General features: G+C 31.7%; 14 protein-coding genes. All 14 read right to left on the bottom strand.

Annotated features, from left to right (window positions below; genetic code table 11):
- Positions 1 to 31 precede the first annotated feature (31 nt).
- Entirely contained in the window at positions 32 to 1966 is a 1935-nt protein-coding gene (locus tag RDK80_RS14605) for a UvrD-helicase domain-containing protein (protein ID WP_308524686.1), read from the bottom strand.
- A 413-nt stretch (positions 1967 to 2379) separates the two neighbouring features.
- Positions 2380 to 3123, bottom strand: a complete 744-nt coding sequence (locus tag RDK80_RS14610; protein WP_308524687.1) for an ABC transporter permease — start codon at positions 3121 to 3123, stop codon at positions 2380 to 2382.
- Positions 3110 to 3841 (bottom strand): ABC transporter ATP-binding protein, encoded by a 732-nt coding sequence (locus RDK80_RS14615; protein WP_308524688.1) that lies wholly within the window; start codon positions 3839 to 3841, stop codon positions 3110 to 3112. The genes RDK80_RS14610 and RDK80_RS14615 overlap by 14 nt, the downstream gene beginning before the upstream one ends.
- A gap of 205 nt (positions 3842 to 4046) precedes the next feature.
- Positions 4047 to 4703 (bottom strand): biosynthetic peptidoglycan transglycosylase, encoded by a 657-nt coding sequence (locus tag RDK80_RS14620; RefSeq protein ID WP_094899977.1) that lies wholly within the window; start codon positions 4701 to 4703, stop codon positions 4047 to 4049.
- Positions 4704 to 5048: 345 nt separating this feature from the next.
- The gene (locus RDK80_RS14625) at positions 5049 to 5924 is read right to left on the bottom strand and encodes a methionyl aminopeptidase (RefSeq protein WP_308524689.1); all 876 of its coding nucleotides are present in this window, start codon (positions 5922 to 5924) and stop codon (positions 5049 to 5051) included.
- A gap of 24 nt (positions 5925 to 5948) precedes the next feature.
- On the bottom strand, positions 5949 to 6344 hold the full coding sequence (locus tag RDK80_RS14630; protein WP_094899975.1) for a helix-turn-helix transcriptional regulator: 396 nt from the start codon (positions 6342 to 6344) through the stop codon (positions 5949 to 5951).
- 171 nt (positions 6345 to 6515) lie between these two features.
- Positions 6516 to 7685 (bottom strand): GGDEF domain-containing protein, encoded by a 1170-nt coding sequence (locus RDK80_RS14635; protein ID WP_308524690.1) that lies wholly within the window; start codon positions 7683 to 7685, stop codon positions 6516 to 6518.
- Positions 7686 to 7963: 278 nt separating this feature from the next.
- Positions 7964 to 8512 carry a GNAT family N-acetyltransferase gene (locus RDK80_RS14640; RefSeq protein WP_308524691.1) on the bottom strand — a complete coding sequence of 183 codons (549 nt, stop codon included), beginning with the start codon at positions 8510 to 8512 and terminating at the stop codon, positions 7964 to 7966.
- Between the two features lie 34 nt (positions 8513 to 8546).
- Positions 8547 to 8987, bottom strand: a complete 441-nt coding sequence (locus RDK80_RS14645) for a GNAT family N-acetyltransferase (protein ID WP_308524692.1) — start codon at positions 8985 to 8987, stop codon at positions 8547 to 8549.
- Positions 8988 to 9231: 244 nt separating this feature from the next.
- Positions 9232 to 10596, bottom strand: coding sequence for a S41 family peptidase (locus RDK80_RS14650; protein WP_308524693.1), 1365 nt, complete (start codon positions 10594 to 10596; stop codon positions 9232 to 9234).
- Between the two features lie 364 nt (positions 10597 to 10960).
- Positions 10961 to 11911 carry an aminoglycoside phosphotransferase family protein gene (locus RDK80_RS14655; protein ID WP_308524694.1) on the bottom strand — a complete coding sequence of 317 codons (951 nt, stop codon included), beginning with the start codon at positions 11909 to 11911 and terminating at the stop codon, positions 10961 to 10963.
- A gap of 61 nt (positions 11912 to 11972) precedes the next feature.
- The gene (locus tag RDK80_RS14660) at positions 11973 to 13181 is read right to left on the bottom strand and encodes an MFS transporter (protein ID WP_308524695.1); all 1209 of its coding nucleotides are present in this window, start codon (positions 13179 to 13181) and stop codon (positions 11973 to 11975) included.
- A gap of 10 nt (positions 13182 to 13191) precedes the next feature.
- The gene (locus tag RDK80_RS14665; RefSeq protein ID WP_094899968.1) at positions 13192 to 14727 is read right to left on the bottom strand and encodes an ABC-F family ATP-binding cassette domain-containing protein; all 1536 of its coding nucleotides are present in this window, start codon (positions 14725 to 14727) and stop codon (positions 13192 to 13194) included.
- A 464-nt stretch (positions 14728 to 15191) separates the two neighbouring features.
- Positions 15192 to 17564, bottom strand: coding sequence for a valine--tRNA ligase (locus tag RDK80_RS14670; protein WP_308524696.1), 2373 nt, complete (start codon positions 17562 to 17564; stop codon positions 15192 to 15194).
- Positions 17565 to 17582 lie beyond the last annotated feature (18 nt).

Below are 17582 nucleotides of genomic sequence, written 5' to 3' on the forward strand. Positions count from 1 at the left end.
TAGTTATATTAAACTATCTATTCACTATTAATTATACTATATTTAAATTAATGATCTCATTATCATTATTCTTTTTTATAATTAGGGGCTTATCTCCCGATCTTAATACAGGCTCTGCAAGAGTTATTTCTTCTTTTCTCCATTTTTTTATAACTTGATTAGCAAAGTTCATTATCTCCATTGTAGAACGATAACACTTTTTTAAGCTTAGTAATTCCTTATCAGAACCTGTAAATACATTATCCATTAACTCTTTCCAATTTCCTATACCTTTATATGAATGTATTCCTTGTGAAATGTCACCCACTATTGTAAAAGAATCATTACTACTAAGCTGCCTTAATATATACATTTGAAGCTCACTATAGTCCTGTGCCTCATCCACTATTATGTGATTATACTTTCCTTTTAAAGATAGTCCTTCAAGCTTTAAATGAAGATATAACAGCGCAGCTAAATCCTCTCTCTCCAGCATTTCATTATCAAATATTTTCTTAGAATAGTCACTTATAAATGTAATATTTCCTTTATCGAGCTCTCCATTACTATATTTCTCCAATTTCTCACAATCTGATATTAGACCTTTATATAGTGTTAGGATATCGAGGTCTTCCCATTGATCAAAATATCGTTTTATGGCTTTATACATGGAATCCTCCAGATTTTTATTAATCATATCCCTCTTGTCATATACCCGTATAATCTTATCTCTAATAGTCTCTATATCTTCTACAGAATCCTTCAGCTCTTTTATTTTCTTATCACATTTTCTGGTAACTTTCTCCTGAATAGTCTTAACTCTATCTGAAATATTTGATTCGATATATTTTTGTATTCTCTTTGAACGTGGTACAATAGGAAGGTATTTATAATCTTCTTCATACATTTTTAGAACTTCATCATATGAATATATAATAATGTCATTGATTTTAAGGTCAATTTTAGGGACTAAACTCGAAGATAAATCAATAACATATTTATCGATTATATTTTTTAATATCATAGAGCCTTTAAAAAACGAACTTAACTGTAAATTTTTTCTGTATTCTGCTGATAGATTCTGATAATCTAGCAGCTTATAAAACTTAGTTTCAATATCTGCCAACTTATACTCTGTATCTAATAAAGACATTACAATATCTTCAAATGTAGATTGCTTTATTTCTTCAACTCCCAAATCTGGTAATACATCGGAAATATAGTTTAGAAAAAGATTGTTGGGTACTATAATAAGCAACTTTTCAGCATCGAATATCTCCTGATAGGTATACATAAGATATGCTATCCTATGTAAAACAATCGTAGTCTTTCCACTTCCTGCTACTCCTTGGACTATCAGAACCTTTCCTTTATCTGCCCTTATGATGTCATTTTGTTCACTTTGTATGGTATTGACAATATCCTTAAGTCTATTATCCTTCTTTTCCCATAATGCTGTTTGAAGATACTCATCCATAGGAGTAAGTCCTTTATCAAAAATATTAATTAGTTCCTTTTTCTGTATTTCATATTGCCTTTTAAGCTCCAAATCTCCTATTATTAATCCTCCAGGTGCTTTATACATTACCTCTCCTATTTCACCACTATAGTATAAACTTGCCATAGGAGCTCTCCAGTCAATAATAAGCATTTTATTATCATCTTTCTTGGTTAAACTTGTTTTTCCTACATAAAAGGTTTCGTATCCACTTTTCCCAAGTTCTTTGAAGTCGATCCTTCCAAAGTACGGTTTATCTTCAGCTCTTCTAAGCTGATTAAGCTTTCTCTTATTCGCTTCATGAATTGTAGCTTTTACAATAACATCATCGCTATAATTACCACCTACAGCTCTCTTAAGTTTTAACAATTCTTCATCCATTTTTTCTACTTCATCTGCAAGATAATCTATCTCGCTGTCTATACATTTGCAAGTATCCTTTAGATATCTATCTTCCGCATTAAATGCTGGATGTTTTTGAGCCTGCATAAGACTTACACCTCCAATATAAAAGTATAAATAAAAAAACGTTTAAGCGGTGAAATGACAGTACATTAATTCTATATAATATACAGAAAAAAATAAAGTCCATGATACTAATAAATACATGGCCCTATTATATGAGAAGAGTATTATATCATATAATCTCTATAATTCGTAATATTTCAAATTATTTCTTGCATCTTTGGTGTTTGTAGGCTATAATATAATGAAGAAAGAAAAAAGGTCATTTTCTCTAGAGAAATGACCTTTTTTCCATATTATGTAAACCAATCTATGTTTTTAACTTTCACTTTTTGCTAATAACTTTATTCTTTGGAATTTTAACTGAAATACTTTTTAAATTATTTCCTTTTACTTCTCTTATAATAGTAATATCACGCATCATAAAGCTCCTTCTATTATTCCCATTTGAAGAATCGAAGAGCCACACCAGTACATATTATTGAAAGAGCAATCATGACAATAATAGGCATTGTTACGCTTTCTATCGTCAAACCAAGTGAAACCGCTTTTATAAGTTTTATTCCTTGCGTTAGAGGTAAAATATCTGCAATTTTTTGAAGTGCCATTGGCATAACTTCATAAGGCAAAGTTGCTCCTGAAAAAATTAACATAGGAAAATATAATACACTTGCAATAATGCTTGCTATCTTTATATTTGGAGCAATACCACCTACCATCATACCTATACTAAACATGGATATCATTACCAAAAAGTAAGAACCTATAAACTGAGACCATGAACCATTAAATCGAAAACCAAAGAAAATTGCTGCTGCAACATAAACAAGTATAAGTGAAGCAATAGAGTAAAGTACATAAATTACCACTTGTACTGCTAAAATCATAGCGGGATTTATAGGCGTTACCTTAAATCTCTTTAAAATCTTCTTATGGCGATAGTCAGACACAACTAAGGGTAAACCCATCACACCTCCTGCACATATTGCAATCGTAGCAACAGCTCCAAAAGATTGTTCTAAAAATGTGTATCCTGCACCATCAAAAGCCGGCTTATTTCCGTATATAATACCTAAAATAATTGTTACCACTATAGGCATACAAATTGCAAAAATAAACATATCCATTCCTCGTAGGGATAATTTCAACTCAGTTTTTAACATTGTTTTAAATATTTTCATTATTACATTCCTCCTCATCTGTATACCATAGATAAACTTCTTCAAATTTTTCAAATGGACTCTTTGAAATCGCTTCTTGTACAGTTCCATAAAAAATGCTGGTTCCTTTTTTAAGAATACAAATTTTATCACACAATACTTCTATCTCATCCATAAAATGGGAGGTTAAAAAGATAGTAAGCCCTCTCTTTTTCAAATCTGAAAGGCATTTCCATACCTCCCTTCTTGCTCTGGCATCTAATCCTGTTGTTAATTCATCTAGGAAAACAACGTCCGGATTAGGAATTAAAGCAAGTATAATAAATAAGCGTTGTTTTTGTCCTCCTGAAAGCTCATTTACTTGGCTTTTGAACTTATCAGAAAGTCCAAATTGTTTTAGCAATGCTACATAATCTGATGGATGCTTATAAAGAGCTTGTGTAACCTCACAAAGTTCTGCTACCGTTATTTTGTCTTGATAATTTGATTCTTGAAATTGGACTCCAACTCGTTCAAATAATTCCTTTCTCTCTGTTTGCGGATTCATTCCTAAAATTGAGATCGACCCATTGCTAAACTTTTTTGTCCCTAAAACACATTCAATTGTAGTACTTTTCCCAGCTCCATTTGCACCAAGCAATCCAAATACTTCTCCCCGCTCAACTGATATGCTAAGGTTATTTACAGCCTGTGTATTTCCGTATGATTTGCACAAAGCATCGATTCTAATTGTTTCCATATTTATAAACCTCCTTTTTCTTAGTATATAAAAAGAATAACACCAGAAATAAGTCTGGTGTTAAACTGTAACCTTCATATTAATTTATTCTTGAATAACTTTTAATCAACTTCAAATATAATTTGCATCAATATTAACCAATAGATTAAGTTATATGGATATACTTTTCCAACTTACACTAAATTCTATTATTAATATCATTGTTCTAGATAGCATTTTGATAAGATAAAAATTTATAAACAGCTATTGGTTTATAGACATTTGGATTATAATTATTTGGACTTTTTAATGTATATACCAAAGCATATGCCTGCTCAGTTGATAGGTCACTAGGCTCTACTCCGTAATAATAATTAGCTGCTTCTTTAATCCCATAGCATCCCTCACCAAAATAGACAATATTACAGTATAATTCCAGTATCTCATCTTTTGTTAACATCTTTTCAAGGTCAATTGCTACAAAAGTCTCTGCAATCTTGCGTTCGTATTTTTTTTCAAAAGAAAAATATAAATTTTTCGCAAGTTGTTGAGTTATTGTGCTTCCTCCTTGCACTAAGGAGTGAGCCTTTATATTATTATACATAGCTCTCCCTATTGCGAGAAAATCAATACCGAAGTGACGATAAAATCGCTTATCCTCCGACTTTAAAACAAGCTGTAAATACTCATCTGAGATTTTATCAAGTTTTATATAATTTTCATCATCCCTAACTTGATTAATTGCATTTTCAAGACTTATATCATTTATAACAGATTGATACATTTTATATCCAGTAATAATAGTCGGAGCTGTAAATATACCTAGTACAAAAATACCAATAAGAAAAATACATGTAATGAAAGTAATTATCTTCTTTTTCATTTTTATTTGCTCCTTTCGCATTCTATCAATTAATTATAGTATATCAACCATAGATTTGCCATACATTTACCTTACAATCTCCTAACAATTTTGTAAGAATATGAAAGTGATAAATTCTTAATCTTTTTAAAGACATCTTCACCATAGAATAATATACTTCTCGCCCCATCTGGATATATATTATTCTTTGAGAGTATCCCAAACATTGCATTCTTCATTAGTAAAATATAGACTTTCTTAACACTATATATTTATACATAAAAAACCTAGGTAAGTAATAACCTACCTAGGCTCATTGCTTTATCAATGTAATTTAATTAATAAATTCTTATTTCTACAGCTAATTTAATATGCCAATACCTCATAGCCATCATCTGTCACTAGTACCATCACTTCCCATTGTGCCGATGGCTTGCCATCTACTGTATAAGCAGTCCAGCCATTCTCCCTATCCAAAAATATTTCGTCTGTACCCATATTGATCATAGGCTCTATTGTAAATATCATGCCCGGTACCATTAACATTTCAGTATTTTTCTTTGAAACATAACTTATCCAAGGATCTTCATGAAAACCTATACCGATCCCATGTCCCCCAAAGTCTTTCACAACAGAGTATCCATTTTTAATAGCGTGTTCATGAACTACTTGACCCATATCCCCAAGAAACCCCCAAGGTCTTACTTGCTTTAATCCTAAATCTATGCATTCCCGTGCTACATGAACCAGTTTTTTCTTTTTTTCATCCACATTACTAATACAGAACATCCTTGATGAATCCGAAAAGTATCCTTTATAAATCGTTGAAACATCTACATTGATAATATCCCCATCACACAATACTACATTTTTTGATGGTATTCCATGACAAACTTGTTCATTAATAGAAGTACATACGCTTTTTGTAAATCCCTGATATCCAAGTTGCGCAGGGATTCCTCCTAGTTCTTTGGTTTTTTGATAGACGAGTTTATCGATATCATCAGTGGTTATACCTTCTTTAATATATTTTTCTATGGTATCTAAAACTGCTATATTGATTTTACCACTTTCACGTATTCCTGAAATTTGATCCTGTGTCTTAATCATTTCTCTTGAAGGTACTAAATGACCTTGCAGCTTATACAATTCAATCTTATTATCAAATTCACCATGACAATTCTTATATTTTTTATGACTCCCACACCAACATAAATCATTTCTTCCTATTTTTTTAAACATTTTATCCTCCTTCTATCTACTAATTCAATCTTTTAAAGTACCAAGAAATTCTTCTTCTGGCATCAGAAATACATTCGGCTTCATATATATTTGAATAGCAGTTAATCGCTTCCTATATCGAGAAGGAGTACATCCAAAAGCGTCAACAAAAGCTCTTGTAAAGGCTTCTTGAGAAGAAAAACCATATTTTAATGCTATGTCTAAAAACCTAGACTCCGTATCTCTGATTTCTATTGCAGCAAGACTCAATTTTCGTTTAGATACATATTGCTTAAATGTAATTCCAACATTTTCATGAAATTTTGCTGAACAATAAAATGGGGAGTACCCAACATAATTGGACATTTCAACCAGAGTTGGATTTTCTGTTATATTATCTTCAATCCAATCAACCATAATTTCTATCGTTTTTAAAGACAATTATTATCCCTCCTTCCCTCATAGTATTATTATATCATCCATTACTAATAAAAACTTGATATGACTTGCAATACTAATAAGATTAATATGATATTAATGTTCTTGGAGTAAAAAAACACCTGATGCTAAATCAGGTGACAATATTTGAATTAGTATTTGTTATCTTTATTTTTATGCTTTAATAATTTCTATCCGATTTCTGCCATTCTTCTTCGCCATATACAAAGCATCATCACTTAATTTATATAGTGTCTCTATAGAAGTGTTTTCATCTGGGATGGTTGTTACTATCCCTATACTTATAGTGTATTTTATGATACTGTTTACGCTGATATTAACAGAAGTATCTTCCGTACTCTTTCTCAATCTTTCTGCAGCCTCCAAAGCTTCTTTTTCATTAGTTCCTGGAAGCAATATAGTAAACTCTTCACCGCCAAATCTTCCGAACAAGTCATAATTTCGTAATTGCCCTTCTATAATAGCTGCAAAATCTTTAAGTACCATGTCTCCTGCAAAATGACCATGAACATCATTAATCCTTTTAAAATTATCCAAATCAATAAGAAGAAATGATACAGGCTCCTTTCTTCTTGAAAATAGTGAAATGCTCTCTTTTGCATGTAATAGAAATGTTCCACGATTAAAGATATTTGTAAGTTCATCATAAGTAGCTGCCTTTATTAAATCAAAATCAGATTTTTCTTTTGCGAGAAGAATAAAGCCAACATTCCCCATTAGCATTATTAGATATAAACAAATAAAAAACAAGACATTGTATAAGTTATGAGACATCAAATTCATCAATTCACCTAATTTTATTCCTATATAAGCTCTAAAAATAAGCAAAACTATTTCTACAGCATAAATAACAGCAATAACTCGCTGTAATACTGAAGAGTTTTTATCTGTTAATAATACATATATTGGAAAGAACCATAATATAGATACGATTATAGATATGGCAGAAACTCTTGCACTCTCAATATTATAAAATAGAGCTACAAGATTAAAGATACAAATAGAAACTATAGTAGAAATCCCATAGAATTTTTTTACTATACTAGTGTAACAATTTTTAATAATTAGAAAAGCGATTATTTGTAAAGTTGTCCCAATAATTAGAAATGAATTACCTATTGATATAGAAATAAAGTTATTTATTATATTTCTTAGACCAATCAGAATCCATGCAACTGTTTCAAATAGCCGAGAAAATAGAAATGTATATGTAGTTATATCTTTTTTGCGTTGTATCATATAAGCAATACCTAATATTCCAGAAAAAAGATGACCTAAAATAAGGACTATTATAATGGTTTCTATGTCAATATTTAGATTCATTTATTACTCACACCATTCAACTTGATTTTGAAATGTCACGTGAAAAAGACTTTATCAATAAATCATTCCATTTTTGCATTTGATTTCGTGGCATTTTATCACTATAAATACCCAATTCCAATTGATATAATCGTATTTTCATTTGAACATAACAAATATCCCTTCTATTATCATAGTCTGGATATAAATTTATTATCCCTCGCCTTAAACCCTTCTGTATTTTAAATCTGTTTTACAGCTCTGGCAGAGTTTTTAAAAAATCATAGGTCTTTTGAAAATCAATTTTGTTTAGTTTCAATTTTGCCGAAAAGCAATGCATCATAATATTTATCTTCTATAAAATAATGGTCTTTTAATCGTCCTTCTAATTCATATCCATTCTTTTCAAGTATGCGAGCAGAGCCAATATTTACATCCACTACACTTGCATGAATCTTATGAAGATTAAGTGCTTCAAATGCGAAATCACTTATTAAAGCAACGCTCTCTGTGCCATAACCTTTACCCCAGTATTCTTTATGAAAGACATAACCAATTTCAGCATGATTTGCGTTTTGATCAAAATTGAAAATCATGGCAGTTCCTATAATTTCCTGAGTTGATTTTAGAACAATGGAAGCATATAGATGAGTACCTGCTGACTCACGTTTTAACATTATTTCAATATGTTCATGAGTTTCATCCAAAGTATTCATTAAGTTCCAGCCGATAAAGCGTGAAACCTCCTCATCTGACGCATAACTATGTATCTCTTTAACATCATTTATACTTAATGACTTGAAGCAGACATTTCTACCTTCCAATGAATGAAATAAACTTGTGCTCATCTTTTTCTCCCCTTCAACTATATAATATATTCCTTTATGATTGATTACTATATTTCATTAAATAATATAATCCTTCACTCCCCATTTCTTCCCTCTCAATTTTCCAATTGTGGGATTTATAATAATTTAAAGCATTAATATTTGATTTTACGCATTTTAAGGTTAATGGTAATCCTACCATTTTTATGGCCTCATTAACAAGAACTGTCCCAATACCTTTACCTTGAAAGTCTTCTAATATAAATAGATTATGAATAAATTTATCTGGTACCCAAATTGATATAAATCCAGCAATTTTATTTCCTATTGATGCAACTAATATTAATTCATCCTTTGTACTTTCATCAAAATCAGATAATTTTAATGTTTCTGGTTCTATCCAATGAAAAGTATTTCGACGAACAGTAAAGAATATCTCTCGTAATTCTTCATAATTTGATTCTTTAGCTTCTAAAACTAAAATATTATCTTTCATCATAACACCTCAATATTTTCAATAAATTGTGTACCTTAACATCACTGGCTATTATTATAATATAACATAAACAAGTGGGATGACAATAGAGAATCGTTATAATTAAATATTACATCATATATAACAATTTTTTATTATTTTTCAATTTATATTTGCTCTTTCCTTTTTAGTTCATATTTGTATAATGAGGTATATTTTTTTGTTAATAATACCCTTGATTCCTTAATCTACTATTTTAGATATCTCATCTTTGTTTCAATATTTCTATTGCCTCCTCTAATACGGTATCTTTGCCCTCTTTAATATCCTCTTCGCTAATAAGCACTTCTTCATCTGGTTTAAAGCCGATTTTTTCGTACATGTTACCATCTGCTGCAATATATTGTTCGGCACTAAGGGTAACAATCCATTCATTTGGTAAAATATTTATCAACATATCTGAATGAGTTCCATTAGTTCTTTCACCTATCACTGTAACATGTTCTATCTCACCAAATGCCATTCTAGCAATTTCTCCAGCACCTGCAGTTACCTGACTTGTCATAACTACAATTTTATTTGTTCTAATTCGACTTACATCAGGTTCAATATAGATAGGAGGCGCCTCAAAAAATTCATAATAACTTCCGCTTCTTACACGCTTCGAAAATACTAATTTTTTCTCGTTGGTAAATCGACTGGCAGTAGCTAAAGCGAACGCATCTGATCCTTTCCTATTAAAACGTAAATCAATAATCATCCCACTATTTCCCTCAAACTCTTCCACTACTTCATCAAGAGCCCTGTCAATTTCCTTCTTGTCAAACAAATCAAAAGAATTCAGCAAAATATAACCAAAACCTTTTTCCATCTTCCCATATTGAATCCGACCATTTAGTTTACTTTTTAGTCCTCCTATAATATATCCGCGTATGTTTTTCTGCATTTCCTCATGATTATCTAAATATAGTTTTTGCCGTTGGTTATCCTCCACTTTTGAGCTTATACTACTAATACCAGTAATAACCTGAATGTGTCTATCATCTAGCTTCAGGATCATTTCTTTAAATATTTGCCACAATTCGTCTTGGGAAGTATTTTGTGTTACTTTAGACTTATATTCGTCATATATCTGTTTCCAATCAAAATTCATCAATCCAAACAGACTATAATTCTCGTCAAAAATCTGCCAGAATACTTCAAAATTTTGAACTGGATTCTTTGTAAAAGAATTATTCTTAACTCTCGGTAGTTCTTCTATTTTTGAAAAATGTTTTACATACCCCATATCGTCTTTTAGAGCGCCATTCTGAAATTTGCCAAAAGGCATGCTCTTCCATAGTATAATGTTAAGCAATGGATTTCCATGAAGTTTATCAGCATAAATTGTGCCATCCTTTTCCATTCGTCCGTATGCAAAAGGCAACAAACTATCCTTAGTATGGTTATAAATAATAACATGCTCACGATCAGTTTCTATTATATAGTCATAAACTTCAGATTTCCAAATTTCACGCTTAGAAACATTGATGTTGGGGCGAGTACCTTTATTTATCTGCTGAAAAATAAATACTCCTGCAATACAAAGAGAAATCATTGACATTACAACAATTCCTATTCTTCTTTTCATACTCCCTCTCCTTTTTCTAATACTTCAATATACTCCTACCAAAACATTATAGCCACTAATAAATGCTTTATATATAATATTTTCATCTATATACTTATTCTTGTATCTTATTTCTCCTTCTACCTCATCCTACTATTTTAACCTATTCTTTTTTTATTAACACAATACCATAAACAAAAGTAATATCATGAGGCTTGTATACAATCAATACAAGCCTCATGATATAAACTCTTTTTTCTTAGATGGTATAATAAGAATCATTAGTCTGTTAAGTTCATTACTTATCCCTTCTAAAGTAATTATTCCACCGTATTTCTCTATTAATATTTATACATTATTATCTCCTATATATTTAGTTTCTCTCTCATAACAAATTTTTATCTATACTGAATAATTCTCCTTCAAGGTATTTTAAGGTTTTTATCCTTTCTTCATTTTCCTGCTTATCGTATAAAAGTTGCTCAATGAACTCCCAGATATCCTCTAGGTTGCGTCTCATCTTATAAAATTGCATTATATCTGTATGAATTACAATATCGATATTTTTTCTATAACTTCTAATAAATTCCTCATAATAAGGTTCCTCTGATAAAAGTGCTAGATCTGCTTCAGGAGGGGCCAACTTTAGTCCCTCCCAATCTATGAGGATCAATCCCTGGCTGGTTTGTATGAGATTCCATGGATGAATATCCGTATGACATAATACCATATTAGGTTTACTGAACTGTAAGACTTTAGATAAACTTCGAACTTTTTCTATCATTTTCAATACTGATTGCTTATATTTTCCTATCAAAGCTTTTACATCATATGGAATATAGAAATGTGATTCGCTAAATATTTTCTGCATTTGACATAGGAATGTTAAATAATACTCCTCTCGAATTGCATTTGTTGAAACAGGTACTTCTTTACCGTACGAATGAAGCGTTGCTACTATATCTGCGAGTTGAACTGTCTGTTCAATTGTTAACCCTTTACTGCCAATGGTTTCACCGTCTATATATTCATAAAGTAAATATATTCCATATTTATCTTCACATTTTGCTTCTCCATCTTTTGTCAATATTGGTACAGGAAGTTTTCCCCTAAGTTCAGTATTTTTATTTAACCACAGGGTTATTGGGATATATGTGCCAATGAGAGCTGTAAGTTTTGGCGTAGAAGCTCTATTTTTTTCATATACTTTAAGAAAATAATTTTTGAAACCATCACTTAATTTATATGCTAATGCAGACCATCCACCAATCTGCTGTGTAATTGTTACACATTCAATTCCATATTGTTCTTTTATCAAATTAATTGTATTGTTCATTGTTCCTCCTAAAATAATTTAATATTGGTTAAGTTTATAAATATTATTAACACTACATCTTCTAAAAATCCTTTGCTGTCCTTCTATTAAAGAACAGCACAGAAATAGCACAAACCACTACAAGGCTGCCTGCTACTATTAACAAACTTTGTATCCTTACCTTATCAGCAATAGGTCCAAATAATACCATACCAATCGGTAATGCACATGAGGTTGCAATTTGCATAAAGCTGAACACCCTACCATGCATGGATGATTCTACTTTTTCCTGTATCATAACTATAATAGGCGAATTATAACAAGGTGCAGTCACTCCTATTAGCAAATTAAATACAAGATAAAGCGGAAATATTGTAGCTAATCCCATTGCAACCATAAGCAACCCATAAGCTGCACCTGCTAAAATAGTGGTATCCATCCTGTTTTTAAATCCACCCCACGCTGCAATTATGATTCCGCCAAGAGTCATACCAGCACTATATGTCATTTCACCAAGTGTTAAACGCCATACTTCTGTTCCAAATGTCCTGCTTACCATAAGGGGGGTTAAAAAAGCAGATGGACTTATTAAGAATAGTACCATAATTTGAAAAAGCAGCAATCGCTTCACAAATGGATTTTCTCTTAAGTAGACAAAGCCCATCTTGATTTCGTACAAGCTTGACTTACCTATATTATCTCTGTTATAAGTTGGCACTACAATATTAGAGGTGATACTAATACCGATAATTGCTGTTATTACGTCAATAAACAAAATAGTTTCCAGCGAGTATACAGATAAAACAGCCCCACTAAGTGCTGGTGACAAAAACATTATCAGTGACATAATAGTACTATTAATCCCATTAATTTTCATTAAATGCTCTTTTGGAACAATTTGTGGAATCAATGCATTTACAGCAGGTGTTTGTATTCCAGTACCCGTAGAGCGTACTAGAAGAACAGCAAACAAAACCCAAATATTTTTATATCCAGTTAAAAATAGTATTGCCAAAATTAAAGTAGCAACAGCTATAATACCGTCTGATAGCATTATCAATTTTTTACGGCTATATCTATCTATCCATACTCCTGCAAAAAAAGAAATAATAATTTGAGGAGCAAATCCACAGATAGTAGATATTGTAAGCATTACACCTGAAGAGGTTGATAAAGTAATATACCAAACAATCGCATACTGAACCAGAGAAGAACCCAAAAGAGAAACTGTCTGAGCGGTTAAAAAACGTATTATTTTATTTTTCCATTGATTTTGATTATTGTTTTTCATCGTAACACCCCTATGTTATTTCTATATTTATTACCCTATCTGCCCATGAACGGTAAAATGTTTCTTCATGACACACTATTAATACAGTGCCGCCAAAATCCTTTAAACTATTTTGAAGCGCCTCTTTAGCAACAAAGTCCAGATGATTTATCGGTTCATCAAGAACTAAAAAGTTGCAAGGAGATAGTATTAGCTTACATAACTTCACTTTTGCCTGTTCACCCCCACTTAATGTTGATACTGCCTGTATTGCATGATCATTGCTTATGCCGCATCGTGAAAGCTGGCGGCGTACTTCTTTGATGTTTAAAGACGGGTAATATTTAGTAATTATCTCAATGGGTGTAAGTGAAGGATTTTCCCATATAATATCCTGCTCATAATACCCAAGTCTCACAGAACTGTCAAACATAAACTCACCTGATATTTTTTCAATACATCCAGTTAAAGTTTTAAGCAAGGTAGATTTTCCGATTCCATTAAAACCTGTAATCACGATTTTTTGACCACCATTTATAATAAAACTTAGAGGTGGAAGAAGAGAATAGTAATAACCCACCTCAAGATTTTTTACTTTTAGAACTTCATGGGCTGAACTAGGACTTTCTAAGAAGCAGAAATCAGGCTTTGAAATTGTAACAGAAGGTGGAGCTATTCGTTCCATACGTTCAAGTTGTTTCCGTCTTCCCTTAGCGTTTTTACTGTTTACACCTGCGATATTTTTGCGGATAAATTCCTCAGTCTTTTTAATCTGCTGCTGTTGAGCATGGTATCTGCGAATATGTTCCTCTCTTAAGTGTTCTTTTTGTTTTAGAAAATCAGAATACTTTCCCGTATATTTTCTGATTATTCCTCCGTCAATGTCACAAATACAACTCGAAATCTTTTCAAGAAAATCATAGTCGTGTGAAACTACGGCAAAGGCATTTGGAAACACAGATAGATATTCTGAAAGCCACAGCACATGCTCCTTATCCAAAAAATTCGTAGGTTCATCAAGTAATAAAACATCTGGTTCTTCCAGCAGTAACTTCGCAAGAATTACTTTTGCTCGTTGACCCCCACTTAACTTTGAAAGCAGTCTATCCCCACCAATGGCAGATAACCCAAGTCCATTCATTACCTTTTCTATTCGTGACTCTATAAGATAGAATTCTCGAGTTTCCAAAATAGTTTGACACTCTGCTGCTTGTAATAAATCTTTTTCATTACTAGTAGAAGCATATTTTTCGTACAGCTTGTTCATTCTTTCTTCCAAAATATATAAATTTTGAAATGCTGTTTTCAAGTACTCTGCAACTGTATATTCTCCCAGAACAACTGCATGTTGGTCAAGATGCCCAAGTTTTATATTTGGTTGCCAAACAATACGCCCTCTATCGGGGATAATTTCTCCTGATAACATTCCAATTAAGGTGCTTTTTCCTGTACCATTACACCCTACAATGCCCATGTGTTCTCCCTTGAACAATACAAGTGATTCATCTTTGTATAAGATCTTGTCTCCATAAATATGAGACAAATTTTTAATTTTTAATAAGCTCATGTCTAAAACTCCTTTCTAATAAAAAAAGCAGAAGGTCTTGTGCATAAACACACAACCTTCTGCTTCCTAATAGTACCGTATTATTAACGTACACTACCGCTCAAAATTTAGTTTGAGCTCACACAAAAGGCCGCAGACAAAACATTGTCCACGGCCTAATAAACCAATCATAATTACTCGGAAAATAGGTACGAAAATAAAGCGTAACAAAATACGCTTAAAACAACCTATTTACCGATGAATGGAAAGCTTTATGCTTTCAGTTTAAGCTCGGTACAATGCTTCATCGAATTCAATTGTACAGAGCAGATTTCTCTTGTCATTTTATCTATAATAATACGATTCACCATAATGACCCCCAAATTTACTACATATAAGCTCCTCCATAATATCACATTTACTTGAGGTTGTAAATAATAAATAAAATAATCTAAAATCTTATGGCAGTCTTTTTTATAGTTTAATTAAATATCTTGGATTATTTTTATTTTTTTTGCTCGGCAACAAGCTTTTATATCACCTATAGTTTGTTTAAATAATTCCATAAATTTATCATCTGTAGCAATTATAACCTCTTCTATTTCTGTTTTCATTGATAGAGCATTTTCAGACTTATACTTTCTTGTTTCAGCAATAATTTCCTTTAATTTCTCTCCGAAAAGAATAATCTCATCATCAATAAATTCTTCAGTTTCCCAATACAATTTGTGTAAAGAAATACTATTCTCTTTCTGTCTAAAAAATTCTTGATAAATATATTCGGTGATATGTGGAACGTAAATAGCGTATAACTTCAATATATTTAGCATGCAATAATATAGGGCATATTGTGCCGATTGACGCTCTTTATGTCCATGTATTTCGGGTTGATATAAGCGTTCTTTAACAATTTCAAGATAATAATCACATAAATCCTTCCAGAAAAAATCATCAATTTCATGGCGAGCTGGTCCTATTTCATACTGGTCAAGAAGCTTTCTTGCATTAACAGTAGTTTGTTTACATGTCTCAATTATCCATCTATCTACAGGCTTTAAATCTACATCAGCATTGAGATTAATGTCCTGTAAATGAGATATTGAAAACTTAGATGCATTCCATAACTTTGTGATAAACCTTTTAGCTATACTTAATTCATCAATTGAAAAAAATGTGTCTGTTCCAAGTTTAGAATTGGCAGCCCAATATCTTATAACATCAGCAGAATGGTTTTCAATAAGCAATTTTGGTTCTAACTGAGAATTCCCCTTTGATTTACTTATTTTCTCACCTTTTTTTGCAAGAACAAAACCAGAAACCATTATATCCTTCCAAGGAATTTGGTTCGTATGATAAAGACTTTTAACTATAGTATAAAATGCCCATGTACGTATAATTTCATGAGCCTGTGTTCTTAAACTCATTGGTAAAATTCTATTTGAAATATCATTCTCCTCACCCCATTTTGCATTTATCTGCGGAGTAACTGATGAAGTAGCCCATGTATCAAATACAGAACTCTCAGGTATAAATTCATTAGCACCACAAGAGCAGGACTTATCTGGGTTCGTTTCAAGAGGATTTATAGGTAGCATCTCCTCATCTGCAATTATAACATTACCACAATTTTTACAATACCATATTGGGAAAGGAACACCAAAGTAACGCTGACGAGATATACACCAGTCCCACTTAAGATTTTCAACCCATAATACGTATCTGTTTTTCATATATTCAGGGTACCAATTAATTTCATCGGCAGCCTTTAAAAATTGATCTTTATTAGTGAGAATATCAATATACCACTGTTTTGACGGTAGAATTTCAACTTCCTTCCCACAGCGTTCGTGTACAGCAACAGTATGCGTGATATTTTTTGACTCTAAAATAAATCCATTTTCTAAAAGTAAGCCAACAATCTGTTTTCGAGCTATTAAGACTTTTAAACCTCCGATTAATGGAACACTTTCATCTATTGTGCCATCAGATAAAATAACCTTTCGGTAAGGCAGTTTATAAGTTTCATACCACTCTACATCAGTACTATCACCAAAGGTCGCACACATAACTACACCTGTTCCCTTATCCATATCAACTTTGTTATCTGTTAATATAGGGATTTTATAATCATATAAAGGGACAGTGGCATTTTTGCCAATATATTTTTTATACTTATCATCTTCTGGATTTACAAATAGACAAACGCATCCATATAGTAATTCAGGTCTGGTTGTAGCTACTAATAAACTTTCTTCACCTACCTTAAATTTGAGGTAATTAAAGGTAGTATCTTTTTCGATAGTCTCTAACTCTGCTTGGGCTATTGAAGTCTGACATTCAGTACACCATAAAACTGGCGACTCTTTCATATACGCCTTTCCATATTTTAAAAGTTTGATAAAGGATTTTTGCGATATTCGCTGAACCATAGGATTAATGGTTTCGTATTGAAGCGACCAGTCAACTGAGAACCCCAAAGATTGCCATAAATCTTTAAATTCTTTTTCGTATTTTTCAGAGACTGTAGCACACCTTTTAATAAATTCGCTTCTTGGAAGGTTTTTTGCAATAATACTTTCCTCTTTTTCAACAAGCCTTTCCGTTGGCAGACCGTTGTCATCAAAACCAAAAGGATAAAAAACATTATAGCCTTGCATGCGTTTAAAACGGGCTATCATTTCTGCCTGTGTATAGGAGAATATATGTCCAATGTGTAAACTACCACTAACAGTTGGCGGTGGAGTATCAATAGAATAGATTTCATTTTGACTTTCTTGGTTAAAATTGTAGATAGTGTTTTCTCTCCAAAAGTTTTGCATTTCCTTTTCTACTTGCTTAAATTCATAGTTTTTCTTCATGGTAATACCTCCTTAATT

This window comes from uncultured Tissierella sp., from assembly GCF_902479755.1.
Taxonomy (GTDB): domain Bacteria; phylum Bacillota; class Clostridia; order Tissierellales; family Tissierellaceae; genus Tissierella; species Tissierella carlieri.

Bases quoted from the DNA above. Each gene is read 5' to 3' on its own strand.
- RDK80_RS14605 (WP_308524686.1), bottom strand. From the start codon at position 1,966: ATGCAGGCTCAAAAACATCCAGCATTTAATGCGGAAGATAGATATCTA.
- RDK80_RS14610 (WP_308524687.1), bottom strand. From the start codon at position 3,123: ATGAAAATATTTAAAACAATGTTAAAAACTGAGTTGAAATTATCCCTA.
- RDK80_RS14615 (WP_308524688.1), bottom strand. From the start codon at position 3,841: ATGGAAACAATTAGAATCGATGCTTTGTGCAAATCATACGGAAATACA.
- RDK80_RS14620 (WP_094899977.1), bottom strand. From the start codon at position 4,703: ATGAAAAAGAAGATAATTACTTTCATTACATGTATTTTTCTTATTGGT.
- RDK80_RS14625 (WP_308524689.1), bottom strand. From the start codon at position 5,924: ATGTTTAAAAAAATAGGAAGAAATGATTTATGTTGGTGTGGGAGTCAT.
- RDK80_RS14635 (WP_308524690.1), bottom strand. From the start codon at position 7,685: ATGAATCTAAATATTGACATAGAAACCATTATAATAGTCCTTATTTTA.
- RDK80_RS14640 (WP_308524691.1), bottom strand. From the start codon at position 8,512: ATGAGCACAAGTTTATTTCATTCATTGGAAGGTAGAAATGTCTGCTTC.
- RDK80_RS14645 (WP_308524692.1), bottom strand. From the start codon at position 8,987: ATGAAAGATAATATTTTAGTTTTAGAAGCTAAAGAATCAAATTATGAA.
- RDK80_RS14650 (WP_308524693.1), bottom strand. From the start codon at position 10,596: ATGAAAAGAAGAATAGGAATTGTTGTAATGTCAATGATTTCTCTTTGT.
- RDK80_RS14655 (WP_308524694.1), bottom strand. From the start codon at position 11,911: ATGAACAATACAATTAATTTGATAAAAGAACAATATGGAATTGAATGT.
- RDK80_RS14660 (WP_308524695.1), bottom strand. From the start codon at position 13,181: ATGAAAAACAATAATCAAAATCAATGGAAAAATAAAATAATACGTTTT.
- RDK80_RS14665 (WP_094899968.1), bottom strand. From the start codon at position 14,727: ATGAGCTTATTAAAAATTAAAAATTTGTCTCATATTTATGGAGACAAG.
- RDK80_RS14670 (WP_308524696.1), bottom strand. From the start codon at position 17,564: ATGAAGAAAAACTATGAATTTAAGCAAGTAGAAAAGGAAATGCAAAAC.